Source organism: Pseudomonas arsenicoxydans (assembly GCF_900103875.1).
GTDB lineage: Bacteria > Pseudomonadota > Gammaproteobacteria > Pseudomonadales > Pseudomonadaceae > Aquipseudomonas > Aquipseudomonas arsenicoxydans.
On record NZ_LT629705.1, the window covers coordinates 1905130 to 1926322 of the forward strand.

At 60.7% G+C, this 21193-nt stretch carries 17 protein-coding genes; 11 read left to right on the plus strand and 6 right to left on the minus strand.

Going from position 1 to position 21193, the window contains the following annotated elements; all coding sequences use genetic code 11:
- Positions 1-104 precede the first annotated feature (104 nt).
- The 4 genes from BLQ41_RS08715 to BLQ41_RS08730 all read left to right on the plus strand — a co-directional run bounded on the left by BLQ41_RS08715 (position 105) and on the right by BLQ41_RS08730 (position 6522).
- Positions 105-2489 carry a hybrid sensor histidine kinase/response regulator gene (locus BLQ41_RS08715; RefSeq protein WP_090179520.1) on the plus strand — a complete coding sequence of 795 codons (2385 nt, stop codon included), beginning with the start codon at positions 105-107 and terminating at the stop codon, positions 2487-2489.
- Between the two features lie 73 nt (positions 2490-2562).
- Positions 2563-4212, plus strand: coding sequence for an acyl-CoA dehydrogenase family protein (locus tag BLQ41_RS08720; protein ID WP_090179522.1), 1650 nt, complete (start codon positions 2563-2565; stop codon positions 4210-4212).
- Between the two features lie 104 nt (positions 4213-4316).
- Positions 4317-5816 (plus strand): AMP nucleosidase, encoded by a 1500-nt coding sequence (gene amn / locus BLQ41_RS08725; protein ID WP_197678920.1) that lies wholly within the window; start codon positions 4317-4319, stop codon positions 5814-5816.
- Positions 5817-5886: 70 nt separating this feature from the next.
- Positions 5887-6522 (plus strand): pseudouridine synthase, encoded by a 636-nt coding sequence (locus BLQ41_RS08730; protein WP_090179525.1) that lies wholly within the window; start codon positions 5887-5889, stop codon positions 6520-6522.
- Here BLQ41_RS08730 and BLQ41_RS08735 read toward each other — a convergent pair.
- Positions 6517-6726 (minus strand): DUF2788 domain-containing protein, encoded by a 210-nt coding sequence (locus tag BLQ41_RS08735; protein WP_007937369.1) that lies wholly within the window; start codon positions 6724-6726, stop codon positions 6517-6519. The genes BLQ41_RS08730 and BLQ41_RS08735 overlap by 6 nt on opposite strands.
- 222 nt (positions 6727-6948) lie before the next feature.
- Positions 6949-7428 carry an Lrp/AsnC family transcriptional regulator gene (locus BLQ41_RS08740; RefSeq protein WP_007937367.1) on the minus strand — a complete coding sequence of 160 codons (480 nt, stop codon included), beginning with the start codon at positions 7426-7428 and terminating at the stop codon, positions 6949-6951.
- Between the two features lie 436 nt (positions 7429-7864).
- Between BLQ41_RS08740 and BLQ41_RS08745 the strand changes: the two genes are divergently transcribed.
- Positions 7865-8920, plus strand: coding sequence for a DUF6515 family protein (locus tag BLQ41_RS08745; RefSeq protein WP_090179528.1), 1056 nt, complete (start codon positions 7865-7867; stop codon positions 8918-8920).
- Here BLQ41_RS08745 and BLQ41_RS08750 read toward each other — a convergent pair.
- Both BLQ41_RS08750 and BLQ41_RS08755 read right to left on the minus strand, forming a co-directional pair.
- A complete protein-coding gene (locus tag BLQ41_RS08750; protein WP_090179530.1) occupies positions 8914-9810 on the minus strand; it encodes a cation diffusion facilitator family transporter in 897 nt (298 codons plus the stop codon). The genes BLQ41_RS08745 and BLQ41_RS08750 overlap by 7 nt on opposite strands.
- A gap of 29 nt (positions 9811-9839) precedes the next feature.
- Positions 9840-10259 (minus strand): polyribonucleotide nucleotidyltransferase, encoded by a 420-nt coding sequence (locus BLQ41_RS08755; protein ID WP_090179533.1) that lies wholly within the window; start codon positions 10257-10259, stop codon positions 9840-9842.
- 110 nt (positions 10260-10369) lie between these two features.
- Here BLQ41_RS08755 and hrpB point away from each other — a divergent pair, with 110 nt between their 5' ends.
- On the plus strand, positions 10370-12889 hold the full coding sequence (gene hrpB / locus BLQ41_RS08760) for an ATP-dependent helicase HrpB (RefSeq protein ID WP_090179536.1): 2520 nt from the start codon (positions 10370-10372) through the stop codon (positions 12887-12889).
- 101 nt (positions 12890-12990) lie between these two features.
- Here the strand turns inward: hrpB and BLQ41_RS08765 are convergent, their stop codons facing one another.
- On the minus strand, positions 12991-13905 hold the full coding sequence (locus tag BLQ41_RS08765; RefSeq protein WP_090179538.1) for a LysR substrate-binding domain-containing protein: 915 nt from the start codon (positions 13903-13905) through the stop codon (positions 12991-12993).
- Positions 13906-14131: 226 nt separating this feature from the next.
- On the opposite strand from BLQ41_RS08765, the gene BLQ41_RS08770 reads away from it, so the two are divergent.
- The 5 genes from BLQ41_RS08770 to BLQ41_RS08790 all read left to right on the plus strand — a co-directional run bounded on the left by BLQ41_RS08770 (position 14132) and on the right by BLQ41_RS08790 (position 20047).
- Positions 14132-15625: an aldehyde dehydrogenase gene (locus BLQ41_RS08770; protein ID WP_090188421.1), complete on the plus strand. Its 1494-nt coding sequence runs from the start codon at positions 14132-14134 to the stop codon at positions 15623-15625.
- Positions 15626-15657: 32 nt separating this feature from the next.
- Positions 15658-17028 carry an aspartate aminotransferase family protein gene (locus BLQ41_RS08775; RefSeq protein ID WP_090179541.1) on the plus strand — a complete coding sequence of 457 codons (1371 nt, stop codon included), beginning with the start codon at positions 15658-15660 and terminating at the stop codon, positions 17026-17028.
- Between the two features lie 395 nt (positions 17029-17423).
- Positions 17424-18410 carry an ABC transporter substrate-binding protein gene (locus BLQ41_RS08780; protein WP_090179543.1) on the plus strand — a complete coding sequence of 329 codons (987 nt, stop codon included), beginning with the start codon at positions 17424-17426 and terminating at the stop codon, positions 18408-18410.
- A gap of 9 nt (positions 18411-18419) precedes the next feature.
- Positions 18420-19223: an ABC transporter permease gene (locus BLQ41_RS08785; protein WP_090179546.1), complete on the plus strand. Its 804-nt coding sequence runs from the start codon at positions 18420-18422 to the stop codon at positions 19221-19223.
- Complete coding sequence (locus BLQ41_RS08790; RefSeq protein WP_090179550.1) at positions 19211-20047, plus strand: ABC transporter ATP-binding protein; 837 nt, start codon at positions 19211-19213, stop codon at positions 20045-20047. The genes BLQ41_RS08785 and BLQ41_RS08790 overlap by 13 nt, the downstream gene beginning before the upstream one ends.
- Before the next feature lie 7 nt (positions 20048-20054).
- Here the strand turns inward: BLQ41_RS08790 and BLQ41_RS08795 are convergent, their stop codons facing one another.
- Entirely contained in the window at positions 20055-21134 is a 1080-nt protein-coding gene (locus BLQ41_RS08795) for an endonuclease/exonuclease/phosphatase family protein (protein WP_090179552.1), read from the minus strand.
- Positions 21135-21193: the final 59 nt, after the last annotated feature.

Genomic DNA, 21193 nt, shown 5'->3' on the forward strand with positions numbered 1-21193 from the left:
GCTAGAGTGGATCCAAACCAATAACAGGTAATGCCGGTTTTACGTCTACTCAAAAGGAATGAGGGGCTTCCTGAGATAACCGGACAGGCCACGCTGGGGCTTAAATGCGCTATTTGCTGATGTTGCTGTTGTACTTGCCCCTCATGGCAAGTGCCGTTGAATTTGATGAATTCACCCAAAGCCTTCCGTTGGGCCGATCCCTGCAAGTGTATGAAGACGCGGGTGGTCAAGCGACCATCGCCGATGTTCGTGCGCAAGCCGCTGCCGGAAGCTTCAAAGCCCACGATAAAGACACCCTTAACGCCGGTTATTCGCGTTCCGCATTCTGGCTGAAAATCGACCTGCATTACCGACCGACCAACCCCGCGGCACAACGCACCTGGCTGCTGGAACTGGCCTATCCGCCCCTCGATCACCTTGATCTTTACTTGCCCGATGCTGGCGGGGACTATCAATTGGTCCGGCAAACCGGTGATGCGTTGCCCTTCGCCACTCGCGAGATCCGTCAGAACAATTACCTGTTCGATCTGAACTTCGCCCCTGACCAGGCGCAAACCGTTTACCTGCGCCTGCAAAGTGAAGGGTCGGTCCAGGCGCCCGTGACCTTGTGGTCAAGCACGGCTTACCTTGAAGCGCAACCGGTGCGCCTTTATGTCTTGGGCCTGATCTATGGCGTGCTGCTGGGGATGCTGGTTTACAACCTGTTCATTTACCTCAGCGTGCGCGACACCAGTTACCTCTATTACATTTTCTATATCGCCTCGTTCGGCCTGTATCAGCTGTCGGTGAATGGCGCGGCGGTGCAGTATTTCTGGCCGGACAATCCCTGGTGGGCCAATGCCGCGACGCCGTTTTTCATCGGTTGCGCAGGGCTGTTCGGCAGCCAGTTCGCCCGTAGCTTCTTGCAGACGGCCAGCCACAGTCGCTGGCTCGATCGCCTGTTGCTGGCACTGGTAGCGTTCAGTGCGGTGGTGGTCGGCTTGTCATTGATGACCAGCTACGCCTTGGCCTTGCGCCTGGCGACAGCCCTTGCTTTGGTGTTCACCGTGGTGATTTTCGTCGCCGGGCTGTGCGCCTGGTTGCGGGGGCTGCGTGTGGCGCGGTATTTCATCATTGCCTGGTCGGCTTTCCTGCTCGGCGGCATCGTCAACACAATGATGGTGTTGGGTTATCTGCCGAATGTGTTCCTGACCATGTATTCCAGCCAGATCGGTTCGGCCATCGAGGTCGCATTGTTGTCCCTGGCGCTGGCCGATCGAATCAATGCCATGCGAGAACAGCAGGCGCAGACGCTGTTCGATGCCGGTCAAAAGCTTGAGGTGCTGAACCAGCAACTGGCCCACAGCAACAAGCTCAAGGACGAATTCCTCGCGACCCTGACCCATGAACTGCGTACGCCCATGAACGGTGTGATCGGTTCGCTGGAATTGATGCAGACCGTAGAGATGGACCCGGAGCTGGAGCAATACCAGCAAACCGCCGCCGGTTCGGCTCGAGACATGATGCGCATGGTCAACGGCATCCTGACCCTGACCGAGTTGCAGGCGGGCAAACTCAAGGCCAGTTCGGCAACGTTCAGTTTGCGTGGTTTGGTCGAGGCCTTGCGGATGCAGTTCGAAGGCAACGCCTTGAGCAAGTCGCTGGATTTAAAGGTCGACGTGACACCGAGTCTGCCGGATCGCTTGAATGGCGACAGCGCCAAGCTGTCGCAATGCCTGGAATGCCTGCTCGATAATGCGATCAAGTTCACCCGCGTCGGAGGGCTGGCGCTGCGAGTGACGGGCAAACCGGTGGACAGCGGTCGACTGGCGTTGTCGTTTGCGGTGATCGACACCGGCATCGGTTTCACTGATCTGGGGGAGGCGACGCTGTACCAGCACTTCTTCCAGCTCGATGGCTCCATGACCCGTGAATACGGTGGACTGGGCGTAGGCCTGGCGATCTGTCGGCAACTGGTCGAATTGCTCGGCGGGCGTCTGACCCATCGATCCGAACCCGGCAGCGGCAGCCGCTTCCAACTGGACGTCGAGTTCGAGCTGCCAGTGGTGGAGCGGCCACCAGTGCCCTTGGTGAACCGCGAATTCTCACGTTTGCGCCTGCCTCAGGACTGCTCGGTGCTGTTGGTAGATGACAACAGCATCAATCAATTGGTGATGCGCGGCATGCTGCTCAAACTCGGGTTCCGGGTGCGTGCTACCGACAGCGGCGCTGCCGCACTCGATCAATTGCAGCGTGAACATTTCGATGCGGTGTTGCTCGATTGCCAGATGCCCAAGCTGGACGGCGCCTCCCTGTGCTGCCAGATCCGCGCCCTGCCGGGGTGTGCCGAACTGCCGGTGTTCGTGGTCGCCATGAGCGGTGAGCGGGAACGCTGTCCGAACGGCGCCTTGATCGACTATCTGAGCAAGCCCGTTAAATTCGAGGATTTGCAAGCGGCGCTTTATCGGCGCGTGCTCTGTCCAGGGCAAGGCGAAAGCGCCGACATTTAGGCAGATATGACACTTTGTTCGGTCAGGGGGCGGTGCTTAACTGAATCCCTTGGCTGATCAAAGGAGCCCCGTCATGAACCTGCACCAGTTCGCCGAAACCCACGAAGTCACCAACCAGCCACCGTCACTGGACGGCACCAACCTCTATCGCATCGACCTGCCGTTGCAAGAGTGGTCACGGCGTTTCGGGGCCGGGTGGGCCGAGTCGCGGATTGACGCTTATGGCGCATTGGCCGGCGGACCACTGATGGAAGCCGGGTTCCTGGCCAATCAAAACAAACCGGTGTTCGTCAGCCATGACCGTTACGGCCATCGTATCGATCTGGTGGAGTTTCACCCCGCGTATCACCAACTGATGCGCACGGCAGTCGAACACGGTCTGACCTCGTTGCCCTGGGCGCATCCGCAGCCGGGCGCGCATGTCGCGCGCGCGTCCATGTCGTATCTGCACAGCCAGGCCGAAGCCGGTAGCGGTTGCCCCTTGACCATGACCTTCGCCAGCGTGCCGGCGATGCGATTGCAACCCGATCTGGCCGAGCAATGGCTGCCGAAAATCCTGTCCACCGAATACGACCCGCGCAATTTCGGCATGGCGCACAAGGCCGGTGTCACCATCGGCATGGCGATGACCGAAAAACAAGGTGGCACCGACGTTCGGGCCAACACCACCAAGGCCTATCCGGTGGGCGCGAGCGGTCCTGGGCAGGCCTATGAACTGGTGGGGCACAAGTGGTTCTGTTCCGCGCCGATGTGCGATGCCTTCCTGACCCTGGCGCAGACGGACAAGGGGCTTACCTGCTTCCTGCTGCCGCGCCACCGCCCGGACGATACGCGTAATCAGTTCTACATCCAGCGCCTGAAAAACAAACTGGGCAATTGCTCCAATGCGTCCAGCGAAGTCGAATTCCGGGGCGCGCTGGCGTGGATGGTCGGCGAAGAAGGGCGCGGCGTTCCGACCATCATCGAAATGGTCGCGATGACCCGCTTCGATTGCATGGTCGGCTCCAGTTCGCTGATGCGCCAGGCGCTGACCCAAGCCAGTCATCACTGCGCGCACCGTATGGTCGGCGGCAAGTTGCTGAGCGAGCAACCGCTGATGCAGAACGTCCTGGCCGATCTGGCGCTGGAAAGCGAAGCGGCTTTGGCGTTGAGCCTGCGCATGGGCAGGGCGCTGGATCATCTGGATGACAGCCATGAAGCCAAATTCGCCCGCTTGGTGACGGCGGTGGGCAAGTACTGGATCTGCAAGCGCGCGCCGGCAATGATCAACGAAGCCGCCGAATGCATGGGCGGCGCCGGGTATGTCGAAGAAAGTATCCTGCCGCGCCTGTACCGCGAGGCGCCAGTCAACTCGACGTGGGAAGGTTCTGGCAACGTGCAATGCCTGGACGTATTGCGGGCGCTGTCGAAAGAGCCGGGTGTGCTGGATGTGTTGTTCGGCGAACTGGGCGATGGTCATGGCGATAAACGCTTGGCCGAGCACATCAGCCAACTGCAGGCAGCGTTCAAGGACACCGGCGACATTCAATACCGCGCGCGACAACTCACCGAAGACATTGCACTGGGGCTCCAGGCCAAACTGTTGCTGGAGGCTGGCAATTCGGCGGTCAGTGACGCGTTTATTGCCAGCCGGCTAGGCTCGGCCGGGCGGGTGTATGGCGCGTTGCCGCGAGGGCTGGAAGTGGAAGCGATCGTCGCCCGCTCGACCCCGCAAGGTTTCTGAGCACGATAAACACCACTGAGCCTGCTCCCACAGGTTCAGTGGTGTCTCGCAATTGGTGTACTGGCAACATTCCACTGTTCCCGTGAAGCGATGATGCAGGCAAGATGAAGCACTGCAAGTCAGAACACAGGATGCTGATCGTGACCGAAGCTTTTATTGTCGTTCAAACCGCCGAGCAAGCCGTGGACCGGCTTGCGCTCTTGCACAATCGTGCAACCACCGCGCTGAACCAGGCGCTCAAGCGTTACCTCAAGGATCGTGTCGAGCCCGACGCCGAGCAGCGTGCGATGTTTCGTTATCCCGAGCTGCGTCTGACCTATCACTGCCAGGGTGAGGTTCCACAGACCACTCGCGCCTATGCCAAGGTTCAGTTGCCTGGGACCTACAGCGTGACCGTCACCCATCCGGCGGCGTTCCGAAAATACTTGCTGGAACAACTCGTACCGTTGATGCACGACTTCACCGTGACCGTGGAAGTCGGCGTCAGCCAGCAAAACATTCCTTATCCGTACGTGGTCGAGCAGGGTGATGAACTGGCCGGCTCCGGCGTCACCGCCGCCGTATTGGCGCGGGTGTTCCCGAGTACGGATTTGTCGGCCGCCACCGACGGCATTGCCGACGGTTTGTACGATTGGGAAAACACCGATCCGCTGCCATTGGCGCTGTTCGATGCCGCGCGGGTGGACTTTTCCCTGCGCCGGCTGGTGCATTACACCGGTAGCGACTGGCGCCATGTGCAGCCGTGGATTCTGCTGACCAACTACCACCGCTATGTCGACCAGTTCATCGTCCATGGCCTGGAGCAGTTGCGCAGCGACCCGCGTTTTGTGCGCATGGTCTTGCCGGGCAACGTGATCATTGAAAAGAGCATGGACCACGGCGAGGCCTCGGCGATTGCCGCGGGCGTGGTTTGGCACCGTTATCAGATGCCGGCCTATCACCTGATTGCCAGCGACGGTCATGGCGTGACGTTGGTGAACATCGGCGTCGGCCCGTCCAACGCCAAGAACATCACGGATCACCTGGCGGTGCTGCGTCCGCATTGCTGGCTGATGATCGGCCACTGTGGCGGTTTGCGTCAGTCGCAGACCATTGGCGACTACGTGCTGGCTCACGCTTATATGCGTCGCGACGGGATTCTTGACCGGGTGGTGCCGCCAAATATTCCGATTCCAGCGCTTGCCGAAGTGCAGATGGCGTTGCAGCAAGCAGCGGCCAACATCACCGGCGAGAAGGGCGACGAGCTGAAAAAACGCCTGCGCACCGGCACCGTTCTGACTTACGACGACCGTAACTGGGAACTGCGCTGGGCGCAGGAACGTCCGCTGATCAACCTGTCTCGCGCCGTGGCGGTGGACATGGAAAGCGGCACCATCGCGGCCCAGGGTTATCGCTTGCGGGTGCCGTACGGCACGTTGCTCTGCGTATCGGACAAACCCCTGCACAGCGAGATCAAGCTGCCGGGTTCGGCCAACGCCTTTTATGAGCGCGCGGTCAGCCAGCACTTGAAAATCGGCATCGAGGCCGTTGACCTGTTGCGCACTGAGCTCAACTCGCTGCACTCGCGCAAACTGCGCAGCTTCGACGAGCCGCCGTTCCGCTGATTGCGAGATGGTCATTTGGCGGTCAGGGCACTAGCATTAGAAGCCCTGACCGTTAGATGTTGTTTTCCCCATGTCCCGTCCGCCGCGTCCTCCTTCCCGCCGTCCAGGTGCGAAGCCATCTTCTTCAGCCCCACGCCGTGTCGCCAAAGCGCCACCGGCCGAGCCGAAACTGATTCTGTTCAACAAACCGTTCGATGTGCTGACGCAGTTCAGCGACGGTGAAGGGCGCGCGACACTCAAGGACTACATCGACATCCCGGGGATTTACCCGGCAGGACGGCTGGATCGCGACAGTGAAGGTTTGCTGCTGCTGACCAACGACGGCCAACTCCAGGCGCGGATCGCCGATCCGAAACACAAACTGGCCAAGACATATTGGGTGCAAGTGGAAGGCGAGCCGAGCGCCGAGCAATTGCAGCGCCTGCGCGAGGGCGTCGAGTTGAACGACGGCATGACCTTGCCGGCCGAGGCGCGGCAACTGGATGAACCCGAGTTGTGGCCACGCAACCCGCCGGTACGCTTTCGTAAAAGCGTGCCGACGAGCTGGCTGGAATTGGTGATTCGCGAGGGGCGCAACCGTCAGGTTCGGCGCATGACGGCGGCGGTCGGCTTGCCGACGTTGCGTCTGGTGCGGGTCAGAATCGGCGACTGGACGATCGATGGGCTCGATCAGGGCCAGTGGAAGGAAGTGCCGGCGCGTTTATAACGTGCCGGATTCGATCAGGCCGATGACCACGCTTTTGATCACGAATGCAGCCACACCCAAGCCCAGTACGAAGAACAGGATGAAAGAACCGAAGCGTCCGGCTTTGGATTTCTTCGCCAGATCCCAGACGATAAAACCCATGAAAATGATCAGGATGCTGACCAGTCCAGTCATCATCCACTCTTCGAATACTGCAGGATCCATCGGACATCTCCAGCGCGGGCGTGGCTAAAAGGCGCTGAAGTATACGGTATGGGGGATTGGCGAAGTATTGACCTGCGGCAGTGTGTCGCAGCTATTCGTCGCCTGCACCCGGTGTAGGAACTGTCGAGTGAAACGAGGCTGCAATCTTTTGATCTTGCTCTTTAAAAACAAGATCAAAAGATCGCAGCCTCGTTTCACTCGACAGCTCCTACAGACTTACAGTCAGCTGCGCAGATGGGTCAGGGGCAGTTCGGTGCTGTTAAGCACCTGGTTCAACACAAAACTCGACCGCACGCTCGTCACCCCTTCAATCCGGGTCAGATGCCCCAGCAGCAGTTTCTGATAGTGATCCATATCCGGCACCACCACCTTGAGCTGATAATCCGCATCCATCCCGGTCACCAGGCTGCATTCCAGCACCTGCGGTAATGTACGAATCGCCGCTTCAAAGTTCTCGAAACGCTCCGGCGTATGACGGTCCATGCCGATCAGTACATAAGCCGTCAGGCTCAAGCCGAGCATTTTGCGGTCCAGCAAGGCGACTTGGCGGGAGATGTAGCCATCGTCTTCCAGCTGTTTGACCCGGCGCGAGCACGGCGAAGGCGACAGGCCGATGCGTTCGGCCAGCTCCTGGTTGGAGATGCGCGCGTCACGCTGCAATTCCGCCAAAATGCTCAAGTCGTATCGGTCGAGTTTGCTCATCAATCAGGCCTTTGTCATAACTATTGCGGCAGATTATCTATCCAGGGTTAAAAATTGCGCAAGTGATGTTTATTTGAGCAATCTTCGCAATCCTCTGTCGGCGCCTCCGGCCTATTCTTATCACCAGAATCACTGCTCGGACAAACAGTCCACAGCGGCTCGCCCAATCAGGCCAGTCGCGGTCGCCACCCCCACAGGGGATGTGTCGGCCCCCGAGCTACACACTGTCCAGAAGACGGCGTGAGGTGAGCCGGCGCCACAAGCGTCGAGCACGGACGAAGTTCTCTAAAGGGAGGCCGACGGGTCTCCCTTTTCTTTTGCCCTGAATTTGACGATGGCGCTCAATAAATAAGTTTCGCGACTGATAACCTGTTGCAGAACCGGCCTGTGCTTTTCCAGTCTTACGTACAGGCCCTAACCCGCAGTGAGGAAAAGCATGAAGTCGCGCATCTGGCGTTTGGCCGGTGTTGGTTTGCTATGTATCAGTGTCACTGCACAATCGCTGGCCGATGATCAGCAGAACCGTGGCCCCGAAGGCGGGCAACGTGGACCGGATGGCCATGAGGGCAACAATCAGGGGCATGGCGGCAACAATCAGCCACGTCCGCAAAATCAGCCGCAGCAAAACCAGCCGCGCCCGCAGAACAACGACATCATTCGTGGCGACAACAGTCGCCAGTTCGAGCACAACGGGCAGAATCAAAACAACGGCCAATGGCAGAACCGTCAACAGCCCAACTACAACAACCCTGTCCGATCGGCGCCACCACCGCCTCAGTTGCCGGCCAATGACCTGCCGATCCAGGGGCGACCTGACACCGTGCGCCAGACCCAGCAGCCACAGCGTGGTTACTATGAGGACATCCCGCGGCGCAACGATAACAACCCACATTGGCAGAACAACGGGCCGCGTCCTGATGATCATCACTGGGCCGGTCGTCCGGACGGACACGGCAATGGCTGGGGCCCTGGCCCACAGTATCGTCCAGGTCAAGTGATCGATCGCTTCCCTGACCGTGAATACCGCGTGCCTTACGGCGGCCGCGATTACTTCTATTCCGGCGGCTACTGGTATCGCCCACAAGGCCCACGTTACGTCGTGGTCGAACCGCCTCGCGGGATTCGGGTCGGCTACTTGCCCGATTACGCCCGTGAAGTGTGGATCGGCGGCGCGTTGTTATTCCTGGCCGCCGGTGCGTATTACGCCTATCAGGAAAGCACGCAGGATTACGTCGTGGTCGAGCCACCGGTGCAGCAGCCACCGCAGCCGCAACCGGCCAGCAATGGCTATGACGTCGTGGCGTACCCGGCCAACGGCCAGTCGCCGGAGCAGGTCAATCAGGACGGTTATGAGTGCTATCAGTACGCGGTGCAACAGAGTGGCTTCAATCCGTGTACGGCCACTTACCAGCCAGACCCGTCGGTGGTGCAAGCCTACCGCCAGGCCCAAGGCAACTGCCTGGGCAGTCGCGGCTACCAGGTTTCCTACTGAGCCCTGGCGGCCATTACCACTTCCTGCGGGTCGGCGTGCACCAGCACTTCGGCTCGCGGGTAAGCGGCGTGAATCGCGTCGACCGCCTGATCGCTGATGCCGTGGGCGACTGACAGCGTCAGGTCTCCCGGCAATTCCAGATGCAACTGCACGAACCACTGATTGCCGGAAATCCGCGTGCGCAAGTCGTGCGCGCCCAAAACCCCCGGTACGCTGCAGGCGAGATCCAGCATGTGCTGGCTGACATCGGGCGGTAATTCTTCATCCATCAAAACAGTAAAACTTTCCTTGGCGATCTGGATCGCGCTCCAGAAAATGTACGCGGCGATTGCCAGCCCGAACCACGGGTCGACTTGATGCCAGCCAAACCCGGCCAGAATCAGCGCGACCAGGATGCTGCCATTGAGCATCATGTCCGAGCGGTAATGCAGGGAGTCGGCGCGCACGGCATTGGAGCCGGTGGCCTTGACGACCCGATGTTGAAGCATCAGCAACGCCAGGGTCAGCACCAGGGAGAACACGATCACCCCGATGCTGATCCACGGCGCGCCCACCGGTTCAGGGTGTTTCAACCGATCGATTGCCTGCAAGGCAATCAATACCGCACTGCCGCCAATGAACAGCGCCTGAGCCATGCCGGCCAGGGACTCAGCCTTGCCGTGCCCATAACGGTGGTCATCGTCGGCGGGGCGCAAGGCGTAATGTACCGCCAGCAGGTTGAGCAAAGAGGTGACGCCGTCGAGTGTCGAGTCGGTCAACCCGGCAAGCATGCTCACCGAACCGCTCAACCACCAGGCGATGGCTTTGGCGACGATCAGCGTACAAGCGACCGCCACGGAGGCACGGGTCGCCAGCCGCAACAGGCGGGCGTGTTCGGAGCTGGAAATCATAAGTGCGGCGGTTCCTTTAAGTGCTTGAGTTACGCGGCAGGTTGCAGGCCGAACAGGGCCAGTTGCTGGGCGCTGCCCTTGTGCTGGATCAGGCGTGGGTCATCCAGCGGGAAGCTGCGGCCCAGTTCAGTTTCCAGAATAGTCTGCAACTTGTGGTTATCGACCTTGCCGTCGGCGCCGATGGCTTCCTTGAGTTTCTCCGGCGCCACCTGAGCGGTGTGGCCTGGCTCGAAATAAATCGCGCCAGTGGCAAAGTCCACTGCAAAAGCGATCAGGCCCGGGATGATGTAGAACAGCAGGCCCACGGCATCGAGCGCCGCGATGGCCGGGTCGACCTTGCCGTCAATCTGCCCACGACGGTCGGGGTAGAAAATCGATCCGCAAGCGGTCACTTGGGTCAGCAAGGTCGCGACCAATACTCCGCCAATCAAGCGAAAGGGAACACGCATATGAAATCTCCTGAGTCATTTGGAAAACGAAGGGGCGTCTATATGAATTAGGACCGTGATTAACGCCGGGCAGTTCGCCGTTATACTCGCCGCTCTGTTTTGGAGCCAGCATGATTTCTTTGCCGATTGATGAAGTTTTACCCGCCCTGCGTGAAGCCTTGGCGACACGCCATGAAGCCGCGCTCGAAGCACCGCCCGGTGCCGGTAAAACCACCCGTGTTCCGCTGGCCTTGCTCAATGAGAGCTGGCTGGCCGGGCAGACCATTCTGATGCTTGAACCGCGCCGTTTGGCCGCGCGTGCGGCGGCGGAGCGTCTGGCCAGTGAGCTGGGCGAGAAAGTCGGTGAAACCGTTGGCTACCGGATTCGGCTGGACAGCAAAGTCGGGCCCAAGACCCGTATCGAAGTGGTCACCGAAGGCATCCTCACCCGGCGCTTGCAGGACGACCCGGCGCTGGAGGGCGTGGGCCTGCTGATCTTCGATGAATTCCACGAGCGCAGTCTCGATGCCGACCTGGCGTTAGCCCTGAGCCTGAATGGCCGGGAGCTGTTTCGTGACGATCAGCCGCTGAAAATCCTCTTGATGTCGGCAACGCTCGAAGGCGAACGCCTGGCCGGATTGCTGGACGACGCGCCGATCCTGCGCAGTGAAGGTCGCATGTACCCGGTGGCGATGCGCTGGGGGCGGCCGTTTCAGCCCGGCGAGTTCATCGAACCGCGGCTGGTGCAGACCATCCTCGAAGCGTTGAACGATGAAACCGGCAGCGTGTTGGTGTTCCTGCCGGGTCAGGCGGAAATCCGTCGTGTTCATCAGCAATTGGCCGATGCGCTGGGCGATAACCCTCAGGTTCTGCTCTGCCCGTTGCACGGTGAACTGGACCTCGCCGCGCAACGTGCCGCCATCGATTCGGCGCCTGCCGGCAAACGCAAAGTGGTGCTGGCGACCAACATCGCCGAGACCAGCCTGACCATCGACGGCGTGCGCGTGGTGATCGACGCGGGGCTTGCGCGGGTGCCGCGATTCGATCCGGGCAGTGGCATGACGCGTCTCGACACCCAGCGGATTTCCAAGGCCAGCGCCACTCAGCGCGCGGGTCGGGCCGGGCGCCTGGAGCCGGGCGTGTGTTATCGCTTGTGGTCGCAGGATCAGCACGAGCAACTGGCGGCGTATGCCAGTGCCGAAATTCTCTCGGCAGACCTTGCCGGTCTGGCGTTGCAGCTCGGTCGTTGGGGCGTGACTCCGACGCAATTGGTGTGGCTCGACGTCCCGCCCGCCGCCGCTTATGCACAGGCTCAGGATCTGCTTGAGCGCCTGGGTGCTTTGGACGGCGAAGCGCTAACCCGTCACGGTCAGGCCATGGCCGAACTGCCGGCGCATCCGCGTATCGCCCATTTGCTGTTGCGCGGGCAGGCGCTCGGTCTGGCCGACATGGCGTGCGATGTCGCGGCCTTGCTCGGCGAGCGGGACATCTTGCGCGGTGCGGGCGCCGATCTACACAGCCGATTGACGCTGTTGTCCGGCGAAGAACGGGCCGCGCGCGGTGCCCAGGGCGGCGTTCAGCGTGCCCGGCAACTGGCGCGGCAATATCGCGGTTATCTGCGCGGCAAAGCATCGGAGCCAGTCAGCGACCCGGATCATCCGCGCTGGCTCGGCGCGCTGCTGGCGTTGGCGTATCCCGACCGAGTTGCTCAACAACGGCGTGCCGGTGGGGCGGAATATCGCTTGGCCAACGGTCGTGCGGCGTTGTTCGCCGAAGCCGATAGTTTGATGAAACAACCCTGGTTGGTGATCGCTGACCTTGGCAGTCGTCAGGGCCAGCGAGAGGAACGGATTTATCTGGCGGCGGATTTTGATCCGGCGCTGTTCGATTCAGTGCTGGCCGAGCAGGTGCGCGTGGTCGATCAACTGGATTGGGATGAGCGCGAGGGTGTATTGCGCGCCGAGCGACAGCGCAAGGTCGGCGAACTGATCCTCAGCCGTGAACCGCTGACCGGCCTCGATGAAACCGCCCGTAGCCAAGCGCTGGTAAACCTGGTGCGACGCAAAGGCCTGGAGCTGCTGCCATGGACCCCGGAGCTGCGTCAGTGGCAGGCGCGAGTCGCCTTGTTGCGGCAGTTGGACCTTGGCAGTAAAAGCAACAGTGAGTGGCCGGATGTCAGCGACGCCGCGCTGCTCAAAAACCTCGAGCATTGGTTGATGCCGTATCTGGGGAAAGTCTCGCGGCTGAGTCACTTCGCCAATATTGACCTGTCGAGCATCGTCCACAACTTATTGCCGTGGCCACTGCCGCAACGGCTCGATGAGTTGGCGCCGCATCATCTGAGCGTGCCGTCAGGCTCCTCGATTCGTCTGGACTACAGCGAGCAGCCGCCGATTCTGGCGGTGCGCTTGCAGGAGTTGTTCGGCCTGGCCGAAACCCCGCGCATTGCCGGGGGCCGGCAGGTGGTGAAGCTGCACCTGTTGTCACCGGCTCGGCGGCCGGTGCAGGTGACCCAGGATCTGGCCAACTTCTGGCGCAGCACATACGCCGAGGTGAAGAAGGACCTGAAGGGACGGTATCCGAAGCACTACTGGCCGGATGATCCGCTGGTGGCCGAAGCAACCGCGCGGATCAAACCGCGTAAAAGCTGAAGAGCAAAAGATCGCAGCCTCGTTTCACTCGACAGCTCCTAGAAGGGATAGATGTAGGAGCTGTCGAGTGAAACGAGGCTGCGATCTTTTGACGTTGATATTCAAGAAGCAGCCTTCGCGGTGAGCTGCTCCCGACAGTAGTCGGCAAACAACTGCGCCGGTTTGGTCAGTTGCCCACGCTTGAGCCACGCCGCCACCAGCCCCGAGCCGGTGACGTCTTCGACGATGTCCACGCACACCACTTTCTGGCCGTCATAGGTGCATTCCGAATGCGGCCGGGTGACCAGGATCGAAAAGCCGAAACCTTGCCCGACCATGCCCCGGACCATTTCAATCGACGGCGAGCTGAAGGCAATGTTTGGCGACAGGCCCAATTCCTCGAACAGGCTGACGAAGTAGGTCCGGCTCGGTTGCACGTCCAGCAGAATCATCGGTTCCAGGCACAGGTCACGCAGCGACACTTGCTTGAGCTGGGCGAAGCGATGGTCCGCCGGCAGCAACGCATACGGCCGCTGCGCCGGCATCAGGGGTTCGGTCTGGATGGTGGCGTCGAGGTCGTGTTCATACAGGATTGCCAGGTCGAAGGTGCCCGAGGTCAGGCCTTGCACCAGCTCTTGCTGCTCGCCGTCGCGGATGCGGATTTTCACCCCCGGATACAACGCCGAGAACCCGGCAATCAATTGCGGCAGGTACAGCGGCGCGACCGTTTCGAAGCATCCGATATCGATTTGCCCGGACACCACATCGTTGTCGGCCAGGGCGTTCTGTTCGAACTCCTTGGCCATGCGCAGCAGTTCCTGGGCCTTGCGGTAGAAACGTGCGCCGCTGGGAGTCAGGGAGACGCCTTGAGCGTGATGGCGGATCAGCAGTTGCACACCGAAGCTGTCTTCCAGGCCTTTGATCGCCGTGGAAATGGCCGGTTGCGCGATGTACAGCTTGCGCGATGCCTCGGCGACGCTGCCGCATTCGACGGTGGTGATGAAGTATTTCAGTTGACGCAGGTTGTAGGCAGCCACGGCAAACCTCGGGGTGGATGATCTCGACATCCAAGCAAATTGCGAGCCGCCCGCGTCCGTTCGTTCGACGGTGTTGTTGTGCCTGAACAATAACCACATCCCACGCGAGGGGGGAGATTGGCTGCCCAGTTTTTTCATGGTCTGCGAAGACATTTTTACTATTTTTCCTGGACAGGGGCCTGAGCGACCATCCAATTCACAAGAAAAGCCCATGGAGCATCTGAACGTGTTCGAGCTTGCATACTGGCAAAACAAGGCCGCTGCACTGCGGTTTCCCGACCTGTCCGTCATCGATGGCCAACCCCGTTCGGCGCTGTCGGGGCAGACCTTCGCGGCGATCAATCCCGCCACCGGCCAGTGCCTGGCCAACGTCACCGCGTGCGGTGAAGAAGACGTGGACCTAGCGGTGCGCAATGCGCGGCAGGTGTTCGAGGCTGGCAGCTGGTCGGCGCGCTCGCCCGCTGAGCGCAAGCAAGTGTTACTGCGCCTGGCTGATCTGATCATGGCTCACCGTGAAGAACTGGCGCTGCTCGATTCGCTGAACATGGGCAAACCGGTGATGGATGCCTACAACATCGATGTGCCGGGTGCGGCCGGGGTGTTTCGCTGGTACGCCGAAAGCCCCGACAAACTCTACGACCAGATCGCCCCGAGCGCGCAGAACGTGCTGGCGACCATCACCCGTGAAGCGCTGGGCGTGGTCGCTGCCGTGGTGCCATGGAATTTCCCGCTGGACATGGCGGCGTGGAAGCTAGCGCCAGCGCTGGCGGCGGGCAATTCGGTGATCCTCAAGCCCGCCGAGCAATCGCCGTTTTCCGCTTTGCGTCTGGCTGAGCTGGCGCTGGAAGCCGGCCTGCCAGCGGGTGTGCTGAACGTGTTGCCGGGCCTCGGCGAGCAGACCGGCAAGGCCCTCGGTTTGCACCCGGACGTCGATTGCCTGGTGTTCACCGGCTCCACTGAAGTCGGCAAATATTTCATGCAGTATTCCGCGCAGTCGAACCTCAAACAGGTGTGGCTGGAGTGCGGTGGCAAGAGCGCCAATCTAGTCTTCGCCGATTGCCAGGACCTGGACCTGGCCGCCGAGAAAGCGGCGTTCGGGATCTTCTTCAATCAGGGTGAAGTCTGCTCGGCCAACTCACGGTTGCTGGTGCAACGTTCGATTCATGACGAATTTGTCGAGCGCCTCAAGACACAGGCACAACGCTGGCTGCCGGGTGATCCGCTGGACCCGTCGAGCAGCGCCGGGGCGATTGTCGACAGCCGCCAGACCGCGCGCATCATGAAGTTTATCCAGCAAGCCGAACGCCAGGGTGCGACCAGGGTGTGCGGTGGCCGGCAGTCGATATTCAACGGTTCCGACAACTTCATCGAGCCGACGATTTTCACTCAGGTGAGCCCGGACATGCCGCTGTTTCGCGATGAAGTGTTCGGCCCGGTGCTGGCCGTCACGGCATTCGAGGACGAGGCACACGCCTTGCAACTGGCCAACGACAGCGTTTACGGTCTGGCTGCCTCGCTGTGGACTGACGACCTCAATCGCGCCCACCGAGTGGCGCGGCAGTTGCGCGCGGGCACGGTGTCGGTCAACAGCGTCGATGCGCTGGACGTGACCGTGCCGTTCGGCGGCGGCAAGCAGTCCGGTTTCGGCCGCGACCTGTCGCTGCATTCATTCGATAAATACACCCAGTTGAAGACCACCTGGTTTCAGCTGCGCTCATAACAGTTGCTAAAAACAAAAACGGAGAACTGGCGATGACCACACCACGTGAAACCCGCGACTACCAGGCCGCCGATGCTGCGCACCACATCCACGCATTCGTCGATCAGAAAGCGCTCAACGATGAAGGGCCACGGGTGATGGTCCGTGGCGAGCGCCTGCACCTGTGGGACAACGATGGGCGGCGTTACCTCGATGGCATGTCCGGGCTGTGGTGCACCAACCTCGGTTATGGGCGCAAGGACCTGGCTGCTGCTGCGACCAGACAGCTTGAGCAGTTGCCGTACTACAACATGTTTTTCCACACCACCCACCCGCAGGTCATCGAGCTGTCGGAGCTGTTGTTCAGCCTGTTGCCGGGGCACTACAGCCACGCGATCTACACCAACTCCGGCTCCGAAGCCAACGAGGTGTTGATCCGCACGGTGCGCCGTTACTGGACGATTCTCGGCAAGCCCGAGAAGAAAGTCATGATCGGTCGCTGGAACGGTTACCACGGCTCGACGCTGGCGGCGACGGCGCTCGGCGGCATGAAGTTCATGCACGAAATGGGCGGCATGCTGCCCGACATTGAACACATCGATGAGCCGTACTTCTTCGCTCATGAGGGCAACCTGACCCCGGCCGAATTCGGCTTGCGGGCGGCGCAGCAACTGGAAGCGAAGATTCTCGAACTGGGCGCGGACAAGGTCGCCGGGTTTATCGCCGAACCGTTCCAGGGCGCGGGCGGGATGATCTTTCCGCCGGAGAGTTACTGGCCGGAAATCCAGCGCATCTGCCGCAAGTACGACGTGCTGTTGTGCGCCGACGAAGTGATTGGTGGCTTCGGTCGCACCGGCGAATGGTTCGCCCACGAGCACTTCGGTTTTGAGCCGGACACGCTATCGATTGCCAAGGGTTTGACCTCCGGCTACATCCCCATGGGCGGGCTGATTCTGTCGAAGAAAATGGCCCAGGTGCTGGTGGAGCAGGGCGGTGTATTTGCCCACGGCTTGACCTACTCCGGGCACCCGGTGGCGGCAGCGGTGGCCATCGCCAACCTCAAGGCCTTGCGCGATGAAGGCGTGGTCACTCGGGTCAAGGATGACATCGGGCCGTACCTGCAACAGTGCTTGCGCGAGGTGTTCGGCAATCACCCGTTGGTGGGCGATATCCAGGGTGTCGGCATGGTCGCGGCGTTGCAGTTGGCCGAGGACAAGAGCAGTCGCAAGCGCTTTGCCAACGAGAATGATATTGCCTGGCGCTGCCGCACGATCGGCTTTGAGGAAGGCGTGATCATTCGCTCGACCTTGGGGCGGATGATCATGGCGCCGGCGTTGATTGCCAGTCGTGAAGAGGTTGATGAACTGGTCGGCAAAACCCTGAAAGCAGTCGATCGCACGGCGCAGGAATACGGCCGTCTCTAATATCCACTGATCGTTCCCACGCTCCCGCGTGGGAATGCAGCCCGGGACGCTCCGCGTCCCTGTGATGTGACGCAGAGCGTCACTGGAGGCATTCCCACGCAGAGCGTGGGAACGATCATTTGCGCAAATAACTCCCTTCCTATCTGTTTTGCACCCACCCCGTGCACCCCCGCAAACAGTGCTCATTTGCAGTGCGCACTACCCAGTTTTTTCATCATTCCCAACGACATATTTCCTGATTTTCCTATTCCCGGCCTTGGTCCAACATCGACTTCGCCAGTCAGCCGAATGCTGTCCACCGCACGGTCCATCAGAGACCACAAGTGACAGCTCACCCGAGGCTCCTGGCCGTACTGCCCATGACAAAACTAAATCAACAGCTTTGGGAGTGCTCCATGATCAAGTCCTTGCTTACCCGTTTCGCTCATCCACTGGCGGTCACCGCCATCGCCGCGACCGTCGCCACCAGCGCCCAGGCCGGCACCCTGTCCATCGGTCATACCACGTGGGTCGGCTACGGCACGCTCTACCTGGCGCAGGACCTGGGCTACTTCAAGGAAAACGGATTGACCGTCGAATTGCCCGTCGTCGAAGAGGCGTCGATGTACATGGCCGCGCAAGCTTCGGGCGAGTTGTCTGGCTCGGCGTCGACCATCGACGAAGTGCTCAAATACCGTCCGCAATTCTGCTTCAAGGCGGTAGCCGCACTGGATGACAGCCATGGTGGCGACGGTGTGCTGGTGGGCAAGGACGTCAAGAGTCTGCAGGAGCTCAAAGGCAAAGCCGTCGCGGTGAACGAAGGGTCGACCTCGCAGTTCTGGCTGTCCTACCTGCTGAAAAAACACGGCATGAGCATGAGTGACATCACCGTGCAGAACATGACGGCTGACGATGCCGCCACCGCGTTCATCGCCGGTCGCGTACCCGCCGCCGTGACGTGGGAGCCGCACCTGTCGATGGTGCGCAGCAAACAGCAAGGCAAAGTGCTGATCGATAGCAGCAGCACGCCGGGTGTGATTGTCGACGTGGTCGCGCTCAACTGCACGGTCATCGAAAAGCAGCCGGAAGACGTCAAGGCGCTGGTTGCCGGCCTCTACAAAGCAGTGAAATACACCCAGGAACATCCGCAGGAAGCCTACAAAATCATGGCCAAAGGCGTTGGCGGTTACCTTGCCGATCCGAAGGAGCTGGAAGCCGCCGCGCAAGGCGTCCGCTTCTACGATCAGGCCATGAGCGAGAAGCTCCTGGGCTCGCCGGGCAAACCGGGCGACAGCGAACCGCTGATCAAACTGGCTAACGAAACCGCCAGCGAATTGCAGGGCAAACCCTACAACGTCAGCAATGACGACTTGATCGACAACCGTTTCGTCAGTCCGCTGTAGGAGGTTCGCATGTTCAAGCGCAATTCATGGCTGAGCCGCTGCATCACGCCCAAGACCGGCCTGCCGGTGCAGGTGATCTGGAGCGCGAGCGGTCTGGCCTGGGTGTTGTTGATTGGTCTGTGGGCCGGGTTGTCTTACGGCGGCGTGGTGCCGGGCATGTTCCTGCCGACGCCGGGCGCGGTGGTCGAGGCCGCCGTGCGCCTGGGCCGCGATGGCACGCTCGGCCAGCACGTGTGGGCCAGCGTCGAAGTGGTGATGGTCGGTTTCATCGTCTCGTCCCTGGTGGCGGTGCCGCTGGGGCTGTTGATGGGCAGCTTTCGCATCGTCCAGGCGTTCCTCGAACCGATGGTCAATTTCATCCGCTACCTGCCGGTGACCTCGTTCGTGCCGCTGTTCATCCTGTGGATCGGCATCGGTCTGGAGCAGCGGGTCTCGGTGATTATTTTCGGCGTGTTCTTCCAGCAGTTGGTGATGATTGCGGACGTGTCCAAGGGCATTTCCAAGGACTTGATCAACGCCTCATACACCCTGGGCTCGAATCGTCGCGATGCAGTACTGCATGTGATCGCCCCGGCATCGTTGCCGGGTGTGCTCGACACCTTGCGCGTAACTATGGGCTGGGCCTGGACTTACCTGGTGGTCGCCGAGCTGGTCGCAGCCTCCAGCGGTCTGGGCTACCTGAGTCTTAAAGCCATGCGCGGCTTCCAAGTAGATGTAATTTTCCTGGCTATCGCGATCATCGGCCTGCTGGGCCTGGTCACCGATCAACTGTTCCGTTTCCTTCGTCTGAGGATCGCCGCATGGGCTCAGTAAGCGCCGTAAACCCACGTTTCGTCACACCGACGGCCGCCCCGGTGCAGGCGGCGCCCCGACTGCAAGTGGACAAGGTCAGCCTGCGTTATCAAAAACCTGACGGCGGCATGTTCACCGCGCTGGAACAGGTGTCGTTTGAAGTGCCGGATCAACAGTTCGCCGTGCTGGTCGGGCCGTCGGGCTGCGGCAAGTCGAGTTTGCTGTACCTCACGGCGGGCCTGAATGAGCCGACCGAAGGCGAAATCTACGTCGGCGGCCAGCAGGTGCAAGGACCGGGTGCGGATCGCGGCATGGTGTTCCAGAGCTACACCCTGTTCCCGTGGCTGACCGTGCGCCAGAACGTCGAGTTCGGTCTCAAGCGGCGCGGCATGGCTGCGGCCCAGCGCAAGGAAATCGTCGACTATTACGTCAATGAAGTGGGCTTGACGGGATTCGCTGACAACTACGCCAAGCAGTTGTCCGGCGGCATGATGCAGCGTGTGGCAATTGCCCGGGCGCTGGCCAACGACCCGCAAATCCTGCTGATGGATGAACCGTTCGGTGCGCTCGACAGCCAGACGCGCCTGCAAATGCAACAGCTGCTGCTACGCGTCTGGGGCAACAGCAAGAAGACCGTGCTGTTCGTGACCCACGACATCGACGAGGCGATTCTGTTGGGTGATCGGGTCTACGTGATGGGCGCCAGGCCTGGGCGGATCAAGCAGATTCTGGACGTGCCGATCGAACGCCCACGGACGCTGGACATGGTCATGGAGCGCTCGTTCATCGACATGAAACGCAGGATTTTCGGGCTGCTGCATGACGATTTGGAGGAGGTGCATTGATCCAGTTCTACGGGGCCGGCGGCAACAGGAACCGTGCAATTACCGGAAGGTGATCGGAGATGCGCAACGTGTCGTCCTGCCTCACCATCGCCTCGACCCGTTTGATCCGCGGACTGTAGAACAGGTAGTCGACCGTCCGGTCGGGGCCGTTCAAGCCCGGATCATTCGGGTAATGGGTCAGCCAGTGCGCCCGGTCGACACCGCTGGCTTCGTTGTTGGTCGGGATCATCGGGTATTTGTCCCACAGCACATGCAAGGCGCTGTCGGCGGAGTAGGGCGTGCGTTGTTCGTCCGGCAGACGTAGATATTGGCCCAGCGGCAACAGGTTGAAATCACCGCCGATCAGCCACGGCGTGCCACGGCTTTCGTACTTGTCGAGCACCTTGGCCACGGCGGTCACTTGCGCTTGCAAGGAGTCGTCGGGCTGGACGACGCGGTCCAGATGGGTATTGAGCAGCGCGATCTGCCCGCCGTCGCTCAACGGCATATAGGCCACCAGCAACGCGTTTTTCGGTTTGAACTGACGACTGATGAAGTTGGCCGACGCGACCGGCAATTGCAGGCGTTCGGCGTGTTCGATCTGGAAGCGACTGAGGGTGGCGAGTTGCCGGCCGACGCTGCCGAAGATATGCGGCTCAGGCACGAAATCGGCTTTCCAGTCGAAGGCGTGGGCGCTGCAGGAATAAAGGTCGGCGAGGCGTTCCTGGAGCAACTTGAACTGATTCTGGTAATCGCTGGCCTTGGCGCCGTCATCCAGTTCCTGCAACAGGACGACATCGGGTTGCTCGTCGCGAATCACTCGCGCCACTTCATCAAGGCTGAACGCCATGTCTTCGAGAGTAGGTTTTTCGTCATTGCCGGCGGCCAGGTCATTCCAGAAAACATAGCGTTTACCCGCCAGGTACTGGACGTTCCAGGTCATCACTTTCAGCGCCTGGCCGGGCACCAGCGTCGGCGCCTGAGCGTTGCAGCTGACCGGCAAAACTTCCCTGGCCTCCGGGCGCCAGGTCAGGCTGTAGATCATCAGGGCAATCAGGCCGGTCACGATCAACAGGCCCAGCAGGGTGTAGCGCAGTAGACGGGTCATGGCTCGGCTTATAGCGTTACAAAAGATGGCCCCGAGCATAACCGACAGACGGGTTTACG

Excerpts from the sequence above, each read along its gene's own strand:
- BLQ41_RS08735 (WP_007937369.1), bottom strand. The coding sequence starts at position 6,726 with ATGGATCCTGCAGTATTCGAAGAGTGGATGATGACTGGACTGGTCAGC.
- BLQ41_RS08730 (WP_090179525.1), top strand. The coding sequence starts at position 5,887 with ATGTCCCGTCCGCCGCGTCCTCCTTCCCGCCGTCCAGGTGCGAAGCCA.
- BLQ41_RS08795 (WP_090179552.1), bottom strand. The coding sequence starts at position 21,134 with ATGACCCGTCTACTGCGCTACACCCTGCTGGGCCTGTTGATCGTGACC.
- amn (WP_197678920.1), top strand. The coding sequence starts at position 4,317 with ATGAAGCACTGCAAGTCAGAACACAGGATGCTGATCGTGACCGAAGCT.
- BLQ41_RS08750 (WP_090179530.1), bottom strand. The coding sequence starts at position 9,810 with ATGATTTCCAGCTCCGAACACGCCCGCCTGTTGCGGCTGGCGACCCGT.
- hrpB (WP_090179536.1), top strand. The coding sequence starts at position 10,370 with ATGATTTCTTTGCCGATTGATGAAGTTTTACCCGCCCTGCGTGAAGCC.
- BLQ41_RS08715 (WP_090179520.1), top strand. The coding sequence starts at position 105 with ATGCGCTATTTGCTGATGTTGCTGTTGTACTTGCCCCTCATGGCAAGT.
- BLQ41_RS08755 (WP_090179533.1), bottom strand. The coding sequence starts at position 10,259 with ATGCGTGTTCCCTTTCGCTTGATTGGCGGAGTATTGGTCGCGACCTTG.
- BLQ41_RS08720 (WP_090179522.1), top strand. The coding sequence starts at position 2,563 with ATGAACCTGCACCAGTTCGCCGAAACCCACGAAGTCACCAACCAGCCA.
- BLQ41_RS08785 (WP_090179546.1), top strand. The coding sequence starts at position 18,420 with ATGTTCAAGCGCAATTCATGGCTGAGCCGCTGCATCACGCCCAAGACC.
- BLQ41_RS08790 (WP_090179550.1), top strand. The coding sequence starts at position 19,211 with ATGGGCTCAGTAAGCGCCGTAAACCCACGTTTCGTCACACCGACGGCC.
- BLQ41_RS08740 (WP_007937367.1), bottom strand. The coding sequence starts at position 7,428 with ATGAGCAAACTCGACCGATACGACTTGAGCATTTTGGCGGAATTGCAG.
- BLQ41_RS08745 (WP_090179528.1), top strand. The coding sequence starts at position 7,865 with ATGAAGTCGCGCATCTGGCGTTTGGCCGGTGTTGGTTTGCTATGTATC.
- BLQ41_RS08775 (WP_090179541.1), top strand. The coding sequence starts at position 15,658 with ATGACCACACCACGTGAAACCCGCGACTACCAGGCCGCCGATGCTGCG.
- BLQ41_RS08780 (WP_090179543.1), top strand. The coding sequence starts at position 17,424 with ATGATCAAGTCCTTGCTTACCCGTTTCGCTCATCCACTGGCGGTCACC.